Origin of the sequence: Mixta calida (assembly GCF_002953215.1) — a bacterium.
Lineage (GTDB): Bacteria > Pseudomonadota > Gammaproteobacteria > Enterobacterales > Enterobacteriaceae > Mixta > Mixta calida.
On the sequence record NZ_CP026378.1, the window covers coordinates 2,383,076 to 2,400,837 of the forward strand.

Here is a 17,762-nt window from a genome sequence, read left to right on the forward strand (position 1 = left end):
GGCCGCGCTGCTATGAGCGGTTGGCGGCGACGTTATTCGAGGCTGGAGCCGCCGTTGATGCGGAAAACGATGGTCATCGTCAGGTTACTGCCCGGTTTACCACTCTCGTAGCGCCACTTTCTCATCGCCTGTTTCACGTCGCGCTCAAACATATTGCGCGGCTCGGCGGAGAGAATGCGAATATTGTCCACGCGTCCGGCGCTGTCGACATCATACTGCACGCGCACCCGTCCCTCGATACGCAGCGCAAAGGCGCGCGCCGGATAGGCGGGCTTGCTGACGGTCAACGCGCGCGGCCCGGTCGAGATTGACTGCGAAGGCGCGGATGAGGCCTTCGGCGCGGTGGCCGGCCGGGTGGCGGCGCTTTTCGGCGCGTCATTTTCAAACGGCGAAGCGTGACGCGGCTCCGTCTGCGGCTTCACTTCTTTACGCGGCTTCACCACCTCTTTCTTCACCGGCTTCGGTTTAGGCTTCGGCTTGGGCTGCGGTTTAGGGATCGGCACCGGCTCCGGCTTCGGCGGCTCAGGGGCCGGCTGCGGTTCAGGTTCAGGCTGCGGTTCAGGCGCTGGCTGCGGCGCGGGTTGTGGCGCGGGCTGGACTTCCGGCGCCACCAGCGAAACGCTGATGGGCTGTGATGTTTTCGGCGCTTCAATTACCTGATGAAACGAAGCATACAGCAATGCGGCGATCACGCTGCCGTGCAGCGCCACTGAAAGCAACACGGGTATCGATAAGCGGCGGGGTAAAGGAGTCGTCAGCGTCGTCATAACTTTTCGGTCAGTTAAGTGAAGCGCCAATTTTAAATGCAAATAGCAATCAGTTTCAACAACTCACCCAGGGCGGGCGGCAGAAAAAAGCGTAAAACGCGGGTTCGTTGCGACAGGTCAACAACGCATTATCTTTTCATTTGCACAAAACTTTACGATAACTTAACGTAACTGCCAAATTGACCCGCCCCCTACAGGAGTAACTATCGTGCTGTATGTCATTTATGCTGAAGACAATGCCGATTCGCTGGAAAAGCGTAACGCTGTGCGTCCGGCTCACCTTGCTCGTCTGCAGCTGCTGCAAGATGAGGGCCGTTTGATTGTGGCAGGCCCGATGCCTGCCGTTGACAGCAACGACCCTGGCGCGGCTGGCTTTACCGGTTCGACGGTGATCGCGGAGTTCCCTTCTCTGGAAGCGGCCCAGTCCTGGGCTGAGGATGATCCCTATATCGCCGCTGGCGTCTATAAGCAGGTCGCCGTGAAGCCGTTTAAACGCGTATTTTGATTGTCGCGACAATAAATAAAGCGGATTCAGGCCAGCGGGAGAACAGCCAAATGGCCTGTTTTCCGTTGGCTTTGCTCCTGCGAAGCCCCTGTCAGAAAGCAGAGCCGTAGCCACTATAAGTCGTTGCCTGAGCAGATCGTGCGATGCAGGCTGGCTTAATTCATTTTTTCACAGTCGTAGAGGCCGTGAATACGGATCTGATGCTGACTGGTACGCACAACGTCAACATCAAGCGTCGCCCTGCCGTCCTTATTCACATACTTCATGCTGTAGTTGCCCTGAAATTTCGTGGCCGGCACGATCCATTTCATCTGTACATTGTTATAGTCACCCTTCTGCTGCAAAAAAGTGACCTTCTGGCTGAGCGGTTTTACGCCGTTGATTTTCGTCCATCCTGCCGGGGAAGGAATATCGCCAATCTGAAACGGGCCGCAATGGGAGTCGGCCGCAGAGATGAGCGGCGCTGAGGCCATCAACGCGGCAACGGCGGCCAGAATGAATTTCATGTTCATCACGCATACCTTGTGTGGCGCTGTCTTAATCTGATAAAGCGGCAGTGCAGGTGTAGCGATGCGCCCTGCCGCGATCGACACAAAATGCTTACCAAAACTGATTGATGAATAACACTGAACGGCGCTGCTGCTGCGCCAGCTGATGACGGAAGGCGTGAATACGCCGGTAGCGACGCGACTGCCCTTCCAGCCAGCGCGCCCGCTTGCGTTGGGCCTGGCGCAACATGCGCCAGCGAGCAACTTCGTTTTTGCTGCGCTTCATAATACATACCTGATTGCATAACAACGCGCCGCATTATAGATCCTTTTATAACGGACAACATCCTTCTCTGCCGCCCGTTGCCGACAAAGGGTTTCGCAGGGGAGGATCTCCACGTACACTTCCTGCATCAAAGCGCGAACAGGATTTCCACTTAATGACCACATTTTATACGCTAATCAGCTGGCTGTTATTTTTTGGATACTGGTTACTGATCGCTGGCGTAACGCTACGGATTCTGATGAAGCGCCGCGCGGTCACCTCGGCGATGGCGTGGCTGTTGATTATCTACATCCTGCCGTTGGTCGGCATCGTCGCCTACCTCTCTTTCGGCGAACTCTACCTTGGGAAACGACGGGCCGAGCGCGCGCGCACCATGTGGCCTTCCACCGCCAAGTGGCTTAATGATTTAAAAAGTTGCAGCTCGATTTTCGCCACCGAACACAGCGATGTGGCGCGTTCGTTGTTTCAACTGTGCGAAAACCGTCAGGGGATCGCTGGCGTAAAAGGCAACCAGCTCCAGCTGCTTACCAGTACCGATGACACGATGAAAGCGCTGATTCGTGATATTCAGCTGGCGCGTCACAATATCGAGATGGTGTTCTATATCTGGCATCCGGGCGGCCTGGCTGACGAGGTAGCGGAATCGCTGATGGCGGCGGCGCGGCGCGGCGTGCATTGTCGCCTGATGCTGGACTCCGCTGGCAGCGTCACCTTTTTCCGCAGCCAGTGGCCGGCGATGATGCGTAATGCCGGCATCGACGTGGTAGAGGCGCTCCAGGTCAGCCTGCTGCGTGTCTTCCTGCGCCGTATGGATCTGCGTCAGCATCGCAAAGTGGTGTTGATTGATAACTATATCGCCTATACCGGCAGCATGAACCTGGTCGATCCGCGCTACTTTAAGCAGGACGCTGGCGTCGGCCAGTGGATCGATTTGATGGCGCGCATGGAGGGGCCGGTCGCCACCACCATGGGCATTATCTACTCCTGCGACTGGGAGATAGAGACCGGCAAACGTATTCTGCCGCCGCCGCCCGACACCAATATTATGCCGTTCGAGCAGGAGAGCGGACATATTATTCAGGTGATCGCCTCCGGCCCCGGCTTCCCGGAGGATATGATCCATCAGGCCCTGCTGACCGCCGTTTATTCGGCGCGCGAGCAGCTGATCATGACCACCCCCTACTTTGTGCCCAGCGACGACCTGCTGCACGCCATCTGCACCGCCGCGCTGCGCGGCGTGGAGGTGAGCATTATCGTGCCGCGACATAATGATTCGTTGCTGGTGGGCTGGGCAAGCCGCGCATTTTTTACCGAGCTGCTGGAAGCGGGCGTGAAAATCTATCAGTTCGAAGGTGGCCTGCTGCATACCAAAAGCGTACTGGTCGACGGTCAGCTTAGCCTGATTGGCACGGTAAACCTTGATATGCGCAGCCTGTGGCTGAATTTTGAAATTACTCTGGTGATCGACGACGACGGATTCGGCAGTGATTTGGCACACGTGCAGGACGACTATATCGCGCGTTCCCGCCTGGTCGATGCCAGACGCTGGGCCCGCCGCGCCTGGTGGCAGCGGATCGTTGAACGACTGTTTTACTTCTTCAGTCCGTTGCTGTAAAACGTGCGGAAAATGCTATTACGCCTGCGGGCATACAGGACAGATTATGGACTTAAATAACCGTCTTACCGAAGATGAAACGCTGGAACAGGCTTACGATATTTTTCTGGAGCTGGCGGGAGACAATCTCGATCCGGCCGATATCATTCTGTTTAATCTACAGTTTGAGGAGCGCGGCGGCGCCGAGTTGTTCGATCCCTCAGAAGACTGGCAGGAACATGTCGATTTCGATCTGAACCCGGACTTTTTCTCGGAAGTGGTGATTGGGCTGGGCGAAGCGGAAGGCGAGCCGGTAACCGATGTGTTCGCGCGCGTGCTGCTCTGCCGTGAGAAAGATCATAAGCTGTGCCATATCCTGTGGCGCGAATAAGCCCGACAGCGTCCTAACCGTAAAACGGCTGCCTCAGGCAGCCGTTTTTTTCTGATTACAGCGGATCGACCTTCAGGCAGGAAACCGCATGGCGGAAACTGCCCTCCAGCAGCGGACGCGTTTTTGCGCACTCCGGCCCGGCGATCGGGCAGCGGGTACGGAACACGCAGCCCGATGGCGGATTGATCGGCGATGGCAGCTCCCCTTCCAGCAGCTGAATTTGCTTATTCTTTTCGCGGTCGGGATCGGGGATCGGCACGGCGGACATCAGCGCGCGGGTATAGGGATGCTGCGGATTGTTGTAGACCTCGCTATAGGTGCCCAGTTCGACCGCATGACCCAGATACATCACCAGCACGCGATCGGAGATATGCTTCACTACCGCCAGATCGTGCGCGATGAAAATCAGCGACAGCCCCATCTCACGTTGCAGCTGTTGCAGCAAATTCACTACCTGCGCCTGAATCGAAACATCCAGCGCGGAGACCGGTTCATCGCAGATAATTAGCTTCGGCTCCAGAATCAGCGCGCGCGCGATGCCGATGCGCTGGCACTGACCGCCGGAGAACTCATGCGGATAGCGGTTAATCAGGTTCGGCAGCAGCCCCACCTTCATCATCATCGCCTTAACGCGATCTTTTACTTCCTGACGCGGCATTGCGGGATGATAGGTGCGCAGCGGCTCGGCAATAATATCGCCGATGGTCATGCGCGGGTTCAGCGACGCCAGCGGATCCTGAAAAATCATCTGAATATCGCTGCGCGCCTGGCGCCATTCCGCCTCGCTCTGGCCGAGCAAATCACGCCCCAGCCAGGCGACGCGCCCTTCGGTCGCCTTGACCAGACCGATAATAGCGCGCGCCAGCGTCGACTTGCCGCAGCCCGATTCGCCGACCACGCCAAGCGTTTCCCCTTCATACAGACGCAGGCTGACGCCATCAACCGCTTTCAGAGTCTTAGGCGGCTGCCAGAACCACTGCTTGCCGTCTTTAATATCGAAATGCACTTTCAGATCGGCGATTTCAAGCAGAACTTTTTTCTCAGCTACGGCGCTCATACTAATTCCTCCACCGGCTTAAAGCAGGCGCGCAGACGGCCTTCGCCAAAGGCTTCCAGCGGCGGCGCGTTGGCGCAGATTTCCATCGCATAAGGACAGCGCGGCTGGAACGGACAGCCGCCCGGCAGACGCAACAGGTTGGGCGGGTTGCCCGGAATGGTCATCAGCGTCTCGCCATCGGTATCAAGACGCGGCACCGCGCTAAGCAGCCCCAGCGAGTAAGGATGCGCCGGATGATAAAAGACATCGCGCGCTTTGCCATATTCCATGGTGCGGCCGGCGTACATCACCAGCACCTTGTCGCAGATCCCCGCCACCACACCCAGATCGTGAGTGATCATAATAATGGCAGTATTGAATTCGCGCTTCAGATCGTTAAGCAACGTCATGATTTGCGCCTGCACCGTCACGTCGAGCGCAGTGGTCGGCTCATCGGCGATCAGCAGCTTCGGCCTGCAGAGCAGCGCCATGGCGATCATCACGCGCTGGCGCATGCCGCCGGAAAATTCATGGGGGTACATTTTCATGCGTTTGCGCGCTTCCGGCATTTTCACCGCATCAAGCATGCGCACCGCCTCTTCAAACGCCTGCGCTTTGCTCATCCCCTTATGCAGCTGTAATACTTCTATCAGCTGATCGCCGACGCGCAGATAGGGATTCAGCGAGGTCATCGGGTCCTGGAAAATCATCGCCACCTGTTCGGCGCGCAGCTGATTGAGCTGCTTTTCCGGCAGGTTGAGGATTTCGCGGCCGTTGAAGCGCGCCGATCCTTCAATGTGTCCGTTGCTGGCGAGCAAGCCCATCAGCGCGAACGCGGTTTGTGATTTGCCGGAGCCGGACTCGCCGACAATGCCCAGCGTCTCGCCCGCGCGCAGGCTGAAGTTAAGGTTGTTGACCGCCGTCACAGCGCCATCCGGCGTGGAGAAGGTTACGCGCAGATCCTTTACGTCGAGCAGTAAGTCGCTTCCCGCGCTTTTCGCCATCGCTGGCTGAACTTCAATCGTACTCATCGGGAAACTCCTTAACGATCTTTCGGGTCGAGGGCATCACGCAGGCCGTCGCCGATAAAGTTGAAACAGAACAGGGTCACAACCAGGAAGCCAGCCGGCCAGAGCAGCAGCCAGGGCGAAACCTCCATTGAGTTGGCGCCGTCGCTGAGTAATGCGCCCCAACTGCTGAGCGGCTCCTGGGTGCCGAGACCGAGGAAGCTGAGGAAAGATTCAAACAGAATCATTCCCGGCACCAGCAGCGAGGCGTAAACCACCACTACGCCCAGCACGTTCGGCACGATATGCCGCAGCACGATATTCAGCGTGGAGACGCCGCCGACCTGCGCCGCCTCGATATACTCTTTACGCTTCAGGCTCAGCGTCTGGCCACGCACGATACGCGCCATATCCAGCCACGATACCATGCCGATGGCGATAAAGATCAGCAGGATATTTTGACCAAAAAAGGTCACCAGCAGGATAACGAAGAACATAAACGGAAAGGAGTTGAGGATCTCCAGCAGACGCATCATCACCGAGTCGGTTTTGCCGCCCAGATAGCCTGCCAGCGTGCCGTACAGCGTACCCACCACTACCGCCACCAGCGCGGCGGCGATGCCGACCATCAGCGAGATACGCCCGCCGATCGCCACGCGCACCAGCAGATCGCGGCCTGATGAGTCGGTGCCGAAATAGTGGCCGGAGGCCATATCCGGCGCGGCGGACATCATCGCCCAGTCGGTATCGTCGTAGGCGAAAGGCGACATCCAGGGCGCAACGATCACGAACAGCGCGATTAGCAGCAGAATAAACAGGCTGACCAACGCTGCGCGGTTATGTATAAAACGACGGCGTGCGTCCTGCCATAAACTGCGCCCTTCCACTTCCAGCTTTTCACTGAACGTATCAAGAGCTTCGCTATTTTTCTTACTCAATAACATGGCGAGCCCCGGTATTAATAACGAATCTTCGGATCGATAACGGCATAGAGCACGTCAACGATGGCGTTAAATAAAATGGTCAGCGTGCCGACCAGGATTGTCAGGCTCAGCACCAGCGAATAGTCGCGGTTAAGCGCGCCGTTGACGAACAGCTGGCCAATGCCGGGCAGTCCGTAAATGGTCTCGATAACCATCGAGCCGGTAATAATGCCGACAAAAGCGGGACCGAGATAAGAAAGCACCGGCAGCAGCGCAGGCTTTAACGCATGACGCAGCACGATGCGGCGCATCGGCAATCCTTTCGCACGCGCGGTGCGGATAAAGTTGGAGTGCATCACCTCAATCATCGAGCCGCGCGTAATACGCGCGATGCTGGCGATATAGGCGAGCGACAGCGCCACCATCGGCAGAATCATAAATTTCAGCGCCCCACCGTTCCAGCCGCCGCCGGGCAGCCATTTCAACGTAATAGAGAAAATTAATACCAGCAGCGGCGCCACCACAAAGCTGGGAATCACCACGCCGGTCATCGCCACGCTCATGACCGCATAGTCCCATTTGCTGTTTTGCTTTAAGGCCGCGATAACGCCCGCCGTCACGCCCAGCACCACAGCGAAAATAAAGGCGGCCGCGCCCAGTTTCGCCGACACCGGGAATGAACCGGCGACCAGATCGTTAACGGTATAATCCTTATATTTAAACGAGGGGCCGAAATCGCCGTGCGCCAGCTGGACGAGATAATCGACGTATTGTTTCCACATCGGATCGTTTAAATGATATTTCGCTTCGATATTGGCCATCACTTCCGGCGTTAAGGCGCGCTCCCCGGTAAATGGACTGCCGGGCGCGAGGCGCATCATAAAGAAAGAGATGGTGACCAGAATAAAGAGCGTCGGGATGGCTTCAAGAAAGCGACGCAGAATGAACTTTAACATTGCCCGTACCCAATAACATTGGCTTCAGCCCGAAGACCGAAGCCATTTTGCTGACAAAGGGCGACATTACGCCGCCCGGAATCCTGCATTAATGTTTGATGATATAGAGATCTTTATCGTGTGAATTGTCCAGCGGATCTTTACCGGTATAACCGCCGACGTAAGGTTTCACCAGACGCAGGTTTTTGTAGTAGTAGATCGGCACAATAACCGAATCTTTATCCAGCTGCTTCTCCGCCTCGCCATACAGCTTATTGCGCGTCACGTCGTCCTTCGCGCTCAGCGCCTGGGCCAGCAGCTTATCGAACTGCTCGCTCTTATAGTGCGAGGTGTTGTTGCTGCTGTCGGAAAGCATGGTGTTCAGGAAGCTGGTCGGTTCGTTATAGTCGGCACACCAGGCGGCGCGCGCCACATCGAAATTGCCCTGATGACGCGTGTCGAGGAAGGTCTTCCACTCCTGATTTTGCAGCTTCACGTCGACGCCCAGGTTCTTTTTCCAGATGGAGGCGGCGGCGATCGCCAGCTTTTTATGCAGGTCGGAGGTGTTGTAAAGCAGACTGAACGACAGCGGCTTGTCCGGGCCGTAACCCGCTTCCGTCAGCAGCTTTTTCGCTTCTTCGTTGCGCTGCTGCTGCGTCCAGGTGATCCATTCCGGTTTTTCCAACGTCAAACCTTCGGTAAACGGCGGCGTGTAGCTCCACGCGGGATCTTCGCCCTGCGCCTTCACTTTATTGACAATAATATCGCGGTCGATGCCCAGCTTCAGCGCGGTGCGCACGCGTACATCGTTAAACGGCGGCTTCTGGTTATTGATTTCGTAATAGTAGGTGCAGAGATACGGGTCGGCGTGGATCTCCTGCGGGATCTCTTTTTTCAGTTTCTGATAAAGCTCAATCGGCAGGTAGTTATAGGTCATGTCGCTGCCGCCGCTTCGATAGCGGTTGGTATCCGTTACTTCTGACGAGATCGGCAGGAAAGTCACTTTATTCAACACGGTGTGCGCGTTGTCCCAGTATTTCGGATTACGCTCCAGCACCAGACGCTCGTTGATCACCCACTCTTTCACCTTAAAGGCGCCGTTGCCGACAAAGTTTTCCGGCTGCGTCCACTTATCGCCGAATTTTTCCACGACCGGGCGGTAAACCGGGGACATGGAGTGGTGAATCGCTAACTTAATAAAATAGGGCACCGCTTCGCTCAGGGTGACTTCCAGCGTATGATCGTCGGTCGCCTTCACGCCCAGCGTATCCGGCGCTTTTTTACCGGCAATAATATCATCCACATTCAGCAAATGGCCGTACTGCAAATAGCTGGCGTAAGGCGATGCGGTTTTCGGATTAGCCAGGCGCTGCCAGCTGTAAACGAAATCCTGCGCCGTTACCGGCTCGCCGTTTGACCATTTCGCATCTTTACGCAGGTGGAAAATCCACATCTTGCCGCCCTCTTTGCTTTCCCAGCTTTCCGCCACGCCCGGCTGAATTTTGCCGTCGGCGTCGTTGATCACCAGGCCTTCATAGAGGTCGCGACTGACGTACGCTTCAGGCACCCCTTCCACTTTATGCGGGTCGAGCGACTGCAGCTCCGCGCCGTTTCCTCGGGTCAGCTCCTGTTTGTCCGCCAGCTGCACGCCCGCCGGCACGTTAGCCGCCAGCGCATGCGTTGCGGTCATCGCGCTCAGCGCGGCCATAATGCCCAGTGCAGCCAGGCTTTTCTTTGTGATGTTGGTCATGTTTACTCCAGTTTTTTTATAATAACCACGGCGTCTGCCTGTGGCTTCCCCCGCTGTACGGGCAACCTGTCGCGGTCTTCGGAACCTGAAGCCGGACAGGGTCTGCTCCCTGTTTCAGAGCTGTCATCTTCTGGCGCCCGGTCTGCGCCGGGCGGTAAGTTAATGTTTGATAATGTAGTAGTGCTTAATGTCCTGCCGGTCCTGCGGATCATGGCCGGTATAACCGCCGACCCAGGGTTTGACCAGCCGCACGCTAACGCGGTAATAGACCGGCACCAGCGCTGAATCCTTATCCAGCTGCGCCTCCGCCTGCTGGTAAAGCGCTGCGCGCTGCTTCGCGTCGGCGGCGTTAAGGGACTGGGCGATCAACGCATCAAACGCCGGGCTGCGATAAAAACCCGTATTGGTGGAAGCGTCGCTGAGCATCATATTGAGGAAGGTAGATGGCTCGTTATAGTCGGCACACCAGGTAGCGCGCGCGACGTCGTAATTGCCTTCATGCCGGGTATTCAGCATGGTTTTCCATTCCTGATTTTGCAGCGTGACGTTAGCGCCAAGGTTCTTTTTCCACATCGACGCGGCGGCGATCGCCTGCTTTTTATTCTGATCGGAGGTGTTATAGAGCAGCGTAAAGGAGAGCGGCTTTTGTTCGCCGTAGCTCGCCTGCGCCAGTAGCTGCTTCGCCTGCGCGTTGCGTTCCGCCTGCGTCAGCCGAAACCAGGCCGGAGCGCTGAAATGGACGCCGTCGATATAGGGAGGCGTGAGGCTGAAGGCGGGGATCTGTCCCTGCCCCATCACTTTCTCCGCAATGATCTGGCGATCGAGCGTGAGCTTTACCGCGGCGCGCACGCGCGCATCGTTAAACGGCGCGCGCTGGTTATTCAGCTCGTAATAGAAGGTGCAGAGATAGGGGCTGACGCGCACCTGAGATCCCAGATCTTTCTTCAGCATCGGAAACAGCTCTGGCGGAATAGCGCTGTTGGTAATATCGACGCCGCCGCTGCGGTAGCGATTGATGTCGCTGGTTTCCGAGCTGATGGGCAAGAAAGTTACCGTTTCAATAACCGTATGCGCATTATCCCAGTATTGCGGGTTGCGCTTCAGCGTGATCTTCTCATTCACTACCCAGTTGTTCAGGGTAAAGGCGCCGTTGCCGACGTAATGCTCCGGCCGCGTCCATTTATCGCCCCACTGCTCTATCGTCGGACGATAAACCGGCTTCAGCGCGGTATGGGCCAGCATGGCGGTAAACCAAGGTACCGGCTGGCTGAGCGTCACCTGGAAACGGCGGGCATCCAGCGCCTTTACGCCTAACGCCGCAGGCGGCAAACGTCCGGCAATAACCTCATCCACGTTGGCGATATGCGCATATTGCAGATAGCTGGCGTAAGGGGATGCTGTTTTCGGATCGGCAAGCCGCTGCCAGCTGTAGACAAAATCCTGCGCCGTCACCGGCTCGCCATTGCTCCAGCGAGCCTCAGGACGCAGAGTAAAAGTCCAGACGTTCTGCTGCCGATCCCACGACTGAGCCACGCCTGGCACCAGTTGCCCTGCGCTATCGGTCGTTATCAGCCCTTCCAGCAAATTGGTAATAACGTCACTTTCCGGTACCCCTTCGGTTTTATGCGGATCGAGCGAGGCGACCTCGGTTCCATTATTAATGGTAATCGATTGATCCTGCGCCAGCTGCGTACCCGGCGGTATGCTGGCTGCCTGCGCATTGCATAACGAAGCAAAAACGATCGCCGTTGCCAGACTGCCACAGCGCTTAAGCTTAACTGTTGTCATTAATACCTTTGCTCTTGGAGCGTCACCGTGCAGGCTGTTAAGCAAAATCCGTTCTCACTTTACCGGGCTCGGAAAAAAATCTTTTACCGGAAATTAACAGATGTCTTTTTTTTGCGCCAAACACAAATATGAAAAATGTTAGCTGTTTCTCTTTTATCATGTTCATTCAGAAGCTGAAAGCGTTATTTTTCCCGGAAAATTATTCCTAAAACCGATGATTTAAAAAGAAAAATAACAATGATTCAGTACAGGGGCAGCGGTTTTGTAAACCATATGCTTACAAAACGCTCAAAAACTCATAACGAAGGATTAACCCAGTTTTTTTACCTGGCGGGCGGCGCGAACCCCCTGATAAACGCCTTATAAATGAAAAAAATAGCGCATGAGATGATGTGAAAATAGTCACATTTTTTCGCACGAAAAGATTAATAGCCGTATCTTGAGCAGCAAAGCTAATAACCGTCAGCTGTCATTAAGCGGAATGAATAAACGCACCAAAATAGTGCATAAAATCAATCTTATGCACTATTTAGAAGCAGAAAGGTATTTTACAGCGGAAATTAAGTCGCGTTTAAAGTGTTAGCCGAGGCAAAGTAAGTCGGTTGTTTTAGTAACGAAGCGTCAGTTCAGCAGGCCGGGAAAAATTGCTTTCATGCCGGTGACAATAAACTCAATGCCCAGCGCCATCAGCAGCAGCCCCATAATACGGGTGATCACGTTAATGCCGGTCTGACCCAGCACGCGTACCATCATCGGCGCGGCGCGAAACAGCAGCCAACAGCAGAAGGCAAAAAGCGCAATCGCTACGCTGAAGGCAAACAGATTGACCCAGCTATGGTAGCGCGTGCTCCAGACGATGGTGGAGCTGATGGCGCCGGGCCCCGCCATCAGCGGCAGCGCCAACGGCACGACGCCAATACTTTCCCGCACGGCGGTTTCTGATTTCTCCTGCTTATTCTGTTTATCCTCGCCCAGCTTGCCGCTGATCATCGACATGGCGATGGTCACTACCAGGATGCCGCCGGCGATACGGAAGGAATCGATTGAAATACCGAAGATATGCAGGATGGCGTCGCCGAGAAACAGCGAAGTCCAGAGGATGATAGCAACGGCAAGGTTTGCCGTCAGGTTGGTTTTATTCCTTTCCGCTACCGCCTGGTAGCTGGTCATACTAATAAATACCGGAATAATGCCGACCGGATTTACCAGCGCGAACAGGCCGACAAAAAACTTAATGTAGCCAGACAAATCCAGTGCCAGGGTATTCACAAACCACTCCGTGATTGCGCCAATGAGAACGGCTTTAATTTAATGGAAAAAACCGTTATTCGCCAGCCATATATATCAGTTTAAAGATTTGAATAAAGGCGCTCAAAGAGTAATAAAAACTGCTTATCGTAACTTTCATAGCATTTATCTCGCCATGACATGACACTTGCCGAGCATCGTATGAGGTGTGACAAAGATCAAAAAATAATCATGCTGAAAGGTGTCAGCTTCAAGGAATATTGATCTAAATCAACAAGGCCATACCTCATTCCAGGTAAGCTCAACTCATCAAAAGGACGTGATAACGACAGCGCTTCGCCTGATAGCGGCGCGCCATCGCCATAGAAACTTTTTCAGTAAACGGTTGGAGCCAGTAACACGCAAATCGCGCGCCCTGCATAACGGTAATGCTCAGTTGTTCAGGCAGCAAGCTTGCATTCAGGCTCGTTTACTAAAAAAGTTTAACTTCCATCAGGAGAGCATTATGGCCGTTACCAATGTCGCTGAACTTAACGCACTTGTTGAACGTGTAAAAAAAGCACAGCGCGAATACGCCAATTTCACTCAAGAACAGGTCGACACCATTTTCCGCGCTGCCGCGCTGGCTGCTGCCGACGCCCGTATTCCGCTGGCTAAAATGGCCGTTGCCGAATCAGGTATGGGTATTGTGGAAGATAAAGTGATTAAAAACCACTTTGCCTCCGAATATATTTACAATGCCTATAAAGATGAAAAAACCTGCGGCATCCTCGATACTGACGATACTTTCGGCACCATCACCATCGCCGAGCCTACCGGCCTGATCTGCGGTATCGTTCCTACCACCAACCCGACATCCACCGCTATCTTTAAAGCGCTGATCAGCCTGAAAACCCGTAACGGTATTATCTTCTCGCCACATCCGCGCGCCAAAGACGCCACCAACAAAGCGGCGGATATCGTACTGCAGGCGGCTATCGCCGCTGGCGCGCCGAAAGATATTATCGGCTGGATCGATCAGCCTTCCGTCGAGCTTTCTAACCAGCTGATGCACCATCCTGACATCAACCTGATCCTCGCTACCGGCGGACCGGGCATGGTGAAAGCGGCTTACAGCTCAGGCAAACCGGCTATCGGCGTCGGCGCTGGCAACACCCCGGTGGTGATTGACGAAACCGCCGATATTAAACGCGCAGTGGCATCTATTCTGATGTCCAAAACCTTCGATAACGGCGTTATCTGCGCTTCCGAACAGTCCGTTATCGTTGTGGATTCAGTGTATGACGCAGTACGCGAACGTTTCGCCAGCCACGGCGGCTATCTGCTGCAGGGCGCTGAATTGAAGGCGGTACAGGATATCATTCTGAAAAACGGCGCGCTCAACGCCGCTATCGTTGGACAGCCAGCGGTGAAAATCGCTGAAATGGCGGGCATCAACGTTCCGTCCAGCACCAAGATTCTGATTGGCGAAGTGCAGCTGGTGGATGAATCCGAGCCATTCGCTCATGAGAAACTCTCTCCGACGCTGGCGATGTACCGCGCGGAAAACTTCGAACAGGCGGTAGAAAAAGCGGAGAAACTGGTCGCGATGGGCGGCATCGGCCATACCTCCTGCCTCTATACCGACCAGGACAACCAGCGCGAACGCGTGAACTATTTTGGCGACAAAATGAAAACCGCGCGCATCCTGATCAACACGCCTGCTTCTCAGGGCGGCATCGGCGATCTGTATAACTTTAAACTGGCCCCTTCTCTGACGCTGGGCTGCGGCTCCTGGGGCGGCAACTCCATTTCGGAGAACGTCGGTCCTAAACATCTTATCAATAAGAAAACCGTGGCCAAGCGAGCTGAGAATATGTTGTGGCATAAACTTCCTAAATCCATTTACTTCCGTCGTGGCTCTCTGCCGATCGCGCTGGAAGAAGTGGCGACCGACGGTGCGAAACGCGCATTCATCGTCACCGACCGCTTCCTGTTCAATAACGGCTATGCCGATCAGATCACCTCAGTGCTGAAATCTCATGGCATCGAAACGGAAATTTTCTTTGAGGTGGAAGCTGACCCGACGCTGAGCATCGTGCGTAAAGGCGCCGAGCAGATGAACTCCTTTAAACCGGACGTGATTATCGCTCTTGGCGGCGGTTCGCCGATGGACGCCGCGAAAATTATGTGGGTGATGTATGAACATCCAGAAACCCATTTTGAAGAGCTGGCGCTGCGCTTTATGGATATCCGCAAACGTATCTATAAATTCCCGAAAATGGGTGTTAAAGCGAAAATGGTGGCGATCACCACCACCTCCGGCACCGGTTCAGAAGTTACGCCTTTCGCCGTAGTGACCGACGACGCTACCGGTCAGAAATATCCTTTAGCTGACTATGCGCTGACCCCGGATATGGCGATTGTCGATGCCAACCTGGTGCTGAATATGCCGAAATCCCTGACCGCTTTCGGCGGCCTCGATGCGGTGACCCATGCGCTGGAAGCTTATGTCTCCGTGCTGGCAAACGAATATTCAGACGGCCAGGCTCTGCAGGCGCTTAAGCTGCTGAAAGAAAACCTGCCGGCCAGCTACCGTGACGGTGCGAAAAATCCGGTGGCGCGTGAACGCGTGCATAACGCTGCGACTATCGCCGGCATCGCTTTCGCCAACGCCTTCCTCGGCGTATGTCACTCCATGGCGCATAAACTGGGCTCCGAGTTCCATATTCCGCACGGTCTGGCCAATGCCCTGCTGATTTCGAATGTTATTCGCTACAACGCCAATGACAATCCGACTAAGCAGACCGCGTTTAGCCAGTACGACCGTCCGCAGGCGCGCCGTCGCTACGCAGAAGTGGCCGATCATCTGGGCCTGAGCGCACCTGGCGACCGCACCGCGCAGAAAATTGAAAAACTGCTGGTATGGCTTGAAGAGATCAAAGCACAGCTGGGCATCCCGAAATCCATCCGCGAAGCGGGCGTACAGGAAGCTGACTTCCTCGCGAAAGTGGATAAGCTGGCTGAAGATGCGTTCGACGACCAGTGCACCGGCGCTAACCCGCGTTACCCGCTAATCGCCGAGCTGAAACAGATTATGCTGGACACCTTCTACGGCCGTGAATATGCAGAACCCTTCGATTCTGTATCTGAAGCGATTAGCGCACAGCCGGTTCAGCAGACGAAGGTCGAAAAGAAAACTAAAAAAGCCTGATTGTAAGGCCTGATAAAAAACCCGCTTCGGCGGGTTTTTTATTGCTGCGGCAAACGCGTTTATCATTATCTCTTATAGCTGTTGAGGAGGTGCCGACGCGGTGACACTGAGCGCTATAAAACCTGCCAGCCGTGCTTAAACGCGCTGTAAGCCGCGCTGAGCGGCGATTCTCTTTGTGTGGTAGCTACCCCTTTACTTCCGGCGAAACAGGCGCCAGAAAGCCGCTGGAAAGCGCATCTTTATAGTGCTTACGGCAGACGGAAACATAACGCTCATTACCGCCGATGACGACCTGCTCCCCTTCCGCGTAAGGCCGACCGTTGCTGTCCAGACGCAACACCATGCCCGCTTTGCGGCCGCAATAACAAACCGTTTTTAATTCGATAAGCTTATCAGCCCAGGCTAATAAATACTGGCTGCCGCTAAATAATTCCCCGAGGAAATCAGTACGCAAGCCATAACACAACACGGGAATATCCAGATAATCGACAACATCAGAAAGTTCTCGTACCTGATCGCGCGTTAAAAATTGGCACTCATCAATCAGGATGCAATGTATCGGTTTTTTTTGATGTTCTTCAGTAATTTCACGCATCAGCAAAGTCTGATTATTAAACAATTTAGCGGGCGAAGAAAGGCCGATGCGCGAACTGACTTTGCCGCTGCCAAAGCGATCGTCTATCTCCGCAGTCCAGACCAGCGTACGCATCCCCCTTTCCTGATAATTATAAGAAGACTGCAACAATGCAGTAGATTTGCCGGCATTCATCGCCGAGTAATAGAAATAAAGCTGAGCCATAAGGGCGAACTCCGCCAAAAGGGTTAAACAGGAAGACAGCAGCGCGGATTGTATCACAGCGCTTCCAGGCAGGAAGTCCTTACCTCGCTATATCTATATCCGGTTAACCGCAACGCTTGTTTATCGTCTCAGCCCGCCGAATCGTAATGTATGACAGGGGCATAAAATGATAAAACTTCAGGCCCGATTGTTATTATACGGCTTTTAAGCAGCGATAACGTAGGCGGATTTACACCTATTGTCGCCCGTACTTTAAGTTATGCGATGTTTTAATGCGTTAACCTGAACCGATAACCCCTCAGAACCCTGGGGATGTTTAAGTCATCGTTTAAATGCAGCACGCTTATTTTCGCTTCCGGCATCTATAACTTTCCATCAATTACGTTAAGCAAATCTCACTTTAAAAAGGCTTTGTGAATTTCTTACAAAATTAACTATTGCAGTTCCTTTTTTCCACCTCTATTATTATCAGGCAGAACATTTCTCCCACCCAATATATTTTGAGATTAGGACAATGAGCGAAGCACTTAAAATTCTGAACAACATCCGTACACTGCGCGCCCAGGCCAGAGAATGTACTCTGGAAACTCTGGAAGAAATGCTGGAAAAGCTGGAAGTGATCGTTAACGAACGCCGTGAAGAAGAAAGCCAGGCGCAGGCTGAAATTGAAGAGCGTACGCGTAAACTTCAACAGTACCGTGAAATGCTGATCGCTGACGGTATTGACCCGAATGAACTGCTGCAGACGATGGCTGCGACGAAAACCAGCGGCAAAGCTAAACGCGCTGCACGTCCGGCTAAATATAAGTACGTTGATGAAAATGGCGAAACGAAAACCTGGACCGGCCAGGGCCGCACGCCTGCGGTAATCAAGAAAGCCATTGAAGAGGAAGGCAAACAGCTGGACGATTTTCTGCTGTAATTCCTGTTCAGGGTGCTTCTCTTAACCCCATTTAGCGATGGGGTTTTTTATTGGTCATTTTGTTGTACTTAGTTTCACCAGGCCACACCCATAAAAAAAGGAAGCCAGCGGCTTCCTTTTTTTATATCTG

General features: G+C 54.2%; 16 protein-coding genes. 5 read left to right on the forward strand and 11 right to left on the reverse strand.

Features of this window, described 5'->3' with window-relative positions:
• Positions 1-32 precede the first annotated feature (32 nt).
• Entirely contained in the window at positions 33-767 is a 735-nt protein-coding gene (gene tonB / locus C2E16_RS11230) for a TonB system transport protein TonB (protein ID WP_038625885.1), read from the reverse strand.
• Between the two features lie 208 nt (positions 768-975).
• Here tonB and C2E16_RS11235 point away from each other — a divergent pair, with 208 nt between their 5' ends.
• Positions 976-1,272 (forward strand): YciI family protein, encoded by a 297-nt coding sequence (locus C2E16_RS11235; RefSeq protein WP_038625883.1) that lies wholly within the window; start codon positions 976-978, stop codon positions 1,270-1,272.
• Between the two features lie 155 nt (positions 1,273-1,427).
• Here C2E16_RS11235 and C2E16_RS11240 read toward each other — a convergent pair whose 3' ends face one another.
• Both C2E16_RS11240 and C2E16_RS20560 read right to left on the reverse strand, forming a co-directional pair.
• The gene (locus C2E16_RS11240; protein WP_038625881.1) at positions 1,428-1,784 is read right to left on the reverse strand and encodes a hypothetical protein; all 357 of its coding nucleotides are present in this window, start codon (positions 1,782-1,784) and stop codon (positions 1,428-1,430) included.
• An 88-nt stretch (positions 1,785-1,872) separates the two neighbouring features.
• A complete protein-coding gene (locus C2E16_RS20560) occupies positions 1,873-2,046 on the reverse strand; it encodes a YciY family protein (RefSeq protein ID WP_133052071.1) in 174 nt (57 codons plus the stop codon).
• 154 nt (positions 2,047-2,200) lie between these two features.
• Here C2E16_RS20560 and cls point away from each other — a divergent pair, with 154 nt between their 5' ends.
• Entirely contained in the window at positions 2,201-3,661 is a 1,461-nt protein-coding gene (gene cls / locus C2E16_RS11245) for a cardiolipin synthase (RefSeq protein WP_038625879.1), read from the forward strand.
• A 46-nt stretch (positions 3,662-3,707) separates the two neighbouring features.
• Positions 3,708-4,031, forward strand: a complete 324-nt coding sequence (locus C2E16_RS11250) for an HI1450 family dsDNA-mimic protein (protein WP_038625878.1) — start codon at positions 3,708-3,710, stop codon at positions 4,029-4,031.
• Positions 4,032-4,086: 55 nt separating this feature from the next.
• Here C2E16_RS11250 and oppF read toward each other — a convergent pair whose 3' ends face one another.
• The 7 genes from oppF to C2E16_RS11285 form a co-directional block, all read right to left on the reverse strand.
• Positions 4,087-5,088 (reverse strand): murein tripeptide/oligopeptide ABC transporter ATP binding protein OppF, encoded by a 1,002-nt coding sequence (gene oppF, locus C2E16_RS11255; protein ID WP_038625876.1) that lies wholly within the window; start codon positions 5,086-5,088, stop codon positions 4,087-4,089.
• On the reverse strand, positions 5,085-6,098 hold the full coding sequence (gene oppD, locus C2E16_RS11260; protein WP_038625874.1) for an ABC transporter ATP-binding protein: 1,014 nt from the start codon (positions 6,096-6,098) through the stop codon (positions 5,085-5,087). The genes oppF and oppD overlap by 4 nt, the downstream gene beginning before the upstream one ends.
• Positions 6,099-6,109: 11 nt before the next feature.
• A complete protein-coding gene (gene oppC, locus C2E16_RS11265) occupies positions 6,110-7,018 on the reverse strand; it encodes an oligopeptide ABC transporter permease OppC (protein WP_038625872.1) in 909 nt (302 codons plus the stop codon).
• Positions 7,019-7,032: 14 nt separating this feature from the next.
• A complete protein-coding gene (gene oppB, locus C2E16_RS11270; protein WP_038625870.1) occupies positions 7,033-7,953 on the reverse strand; it encodes an oligopeptide ABC transporter permease OppB in 921 nt (306 codons plus the stop codon).
• Between the two features lie 88 nt (positions 7,954-8,041).
• Positions 8,042-9,682 (reverse strand): oligopeptide ABC transporter substrate-binding protein OppA, encoded by a 1,641-nt coding sequence (gene oppA / locus C2E16_RS11275; RefSeq protein WP_084970562.1) that lies wholly within the window; start codon positions 9,680-9,682, stop codon positions 8,042-8,044.
• 159 nt (positions 9,683-9,841) lie between these two features.
• Positions 9,842-11,470 carry an ABC transporter substrate-binding protein gene (locus C2E16_RS11280; protein WP_038625866.1) on the reverse strand — a complete coding sequence of 543 codons (1,629 nt, stop codon included), beginning with the start codon at positions 11,468-11,470 and terminating at the stop codon, positions 9,842-9,844.
• A 621-nt stretch (positions 11,471-12,091) separates the two neighbouring features.
• Positions 12,092-12,739: a YchE family NAAT transporter gene (locus tag C2E16_RS11285; protein ID WP_038625864.1), complete on the reverse strand. Its 648-nt coding sequence runs from the start codon at positions 12,737-12,739 to the stop codon at positions 12,092-12,094.
• A 484-nt stretch (positions 12,740-13,223) separates the two neighbouring features.
• On the opposite strand from C2E16_RS11285, the gene adhE reads away from it, so the two are divergent.
• Positions 13,224-15,911, forward strand: coding sequence for a bifunctional acetaldehyde-CoA/alcohol dehydrogenase (adhE, locus tag C2E16_RS11290; protein ID WP_038625862.1), 2,688 nt, complete (start codon positions 13,224-13,226; stop codon positions 15,909-15,911).
• 184 nt (positions 15,912-16,095) lie between these two features.
• Here the strand turns inward: adhE and tdk are convergent, their stop codons facing one another.
• Positions 16,096-16,710, reverse strand: a complete 615-nt coding sequence (gene tdk, locus C2E16_RS11295; protein ID WP_038629981.1) for a thymidine kinase — start codon at positions 16,708-16,710, stop codon at positions 16,096-16,098.
• Positions 16,711-17,224: 514 nt separating this feature from the next.
• Between tdk and hns the strand changes: the two genes are divergently transcribed.
• A complete protein-coding gene (gene hns / locus C2E16_RS11300) occupies positions 17,225-17,632 on the forward strand; it encodes a histone-like nucleoid-structuring protein H-NS (RefSeq protein WP_038625860.1) in 408 nt (135 codons plus the stop codon).
• Positions 17,633-17,762 lie beyond the last annotated feature (130 nt).

Excerpts from the sequence above, each read along its gene's own strand:
- tonB (WP_038625885.1), bottom strand. The coding sequence starts at position 767 with ATGACGACGCTGACGACTCCTTTACCCCGCCGCTTATCGATACCCGTG.
- C2E16_RS11240 (WP_038625881.1), bottom strand. The coding sequence starts at position 1,784 with ATGAACATGAAATTCATTCTGGCCGCCGTTGCCGCGTTGATGGCCTCA.
- C2E16_RS20560 (WP_133052071.1), bottom strand. The coding sequence starts at position 2,046 with ATGAAGCGCAGCAAAAACGAAGTTGCTCGCTGGCGCATGTTGCGCCAG.
- cls (WP_038625879.1), top strand. The coding sequence starts at position 2,201 with ATGACCACATTTTATACGCTAATCAGCTGGCTGTTATTTTTTGGATAC.
- C2E16_RS11250 (WP_038625878.1), top strand. The coding sequence starts at position 3,708 with ATGGACTTAAATAACCGTCTTACCGAAGATGAAACGCTGGAACAGGCT.
- oppF (WP_038625876.1), bottom strand. The coding sequence starts at position 5,088 with ATGAGCGCCGTAGCTGAGAAAAAAGTTCTGCTTGAAATCGCCGATCTG.
- oppD (WP_038625874.1), bottom strand. The coding sequence starts at position 6,098 with ATGAGTACGATTGAAGTTCAGCCAGCGATGGCGAAAAGCGCGGGAAGC.
- oppC (WP_038625872.1), bottom strand. The coding sequence starts at position 7,018 with ATGTTATTGAGTAAGAAAAATAGCGAAGCTCTTGATACGTTCAGTGAA.
- oppB (WP_038625870.1), bottom strand. The coding sequence starts at position 7,953 with ATGTTAAAGTTCATTCTGCGTCGCTTTCTTGAAGCCATCCCGACGCTC.
- oppA (WP_084970562.1), bottom strand. The coding sequence starts at position 9,682 with ATGACCAACATCACAAAGAAAAGCCTGGCTGCACTGGGCATTATGGCC.
- C2E16_RS11280 (WP_038625866.1), bottom strand. The coding sequence starts at position 11,470 with ATGACAACAGTTAAGCTTAAGCGCTGTGGCAGTCTGGCAACGGCGATC.
- adhE (WP_038625862.1), top strand. The coding sequence starts at position 13,224 with ATGGCCGTTACCAATGTCGCTGAACTTAACGCACTTGTTGAACGTGTA.
- tdk (WP_038629981.1), bottom strand. The coding sequence starts at position 16,710 with ATGGCTCAGCTTTATTTCTATTACTCGGCGATGAATGCCGGCAAATCT.
- hns (WP_038625860.1), top strand. The coding sequence starts at position 17,225 with ATGAGCGAAGCACTTAAAATTCTGAACAACATCCGTACACTGCGCGCC.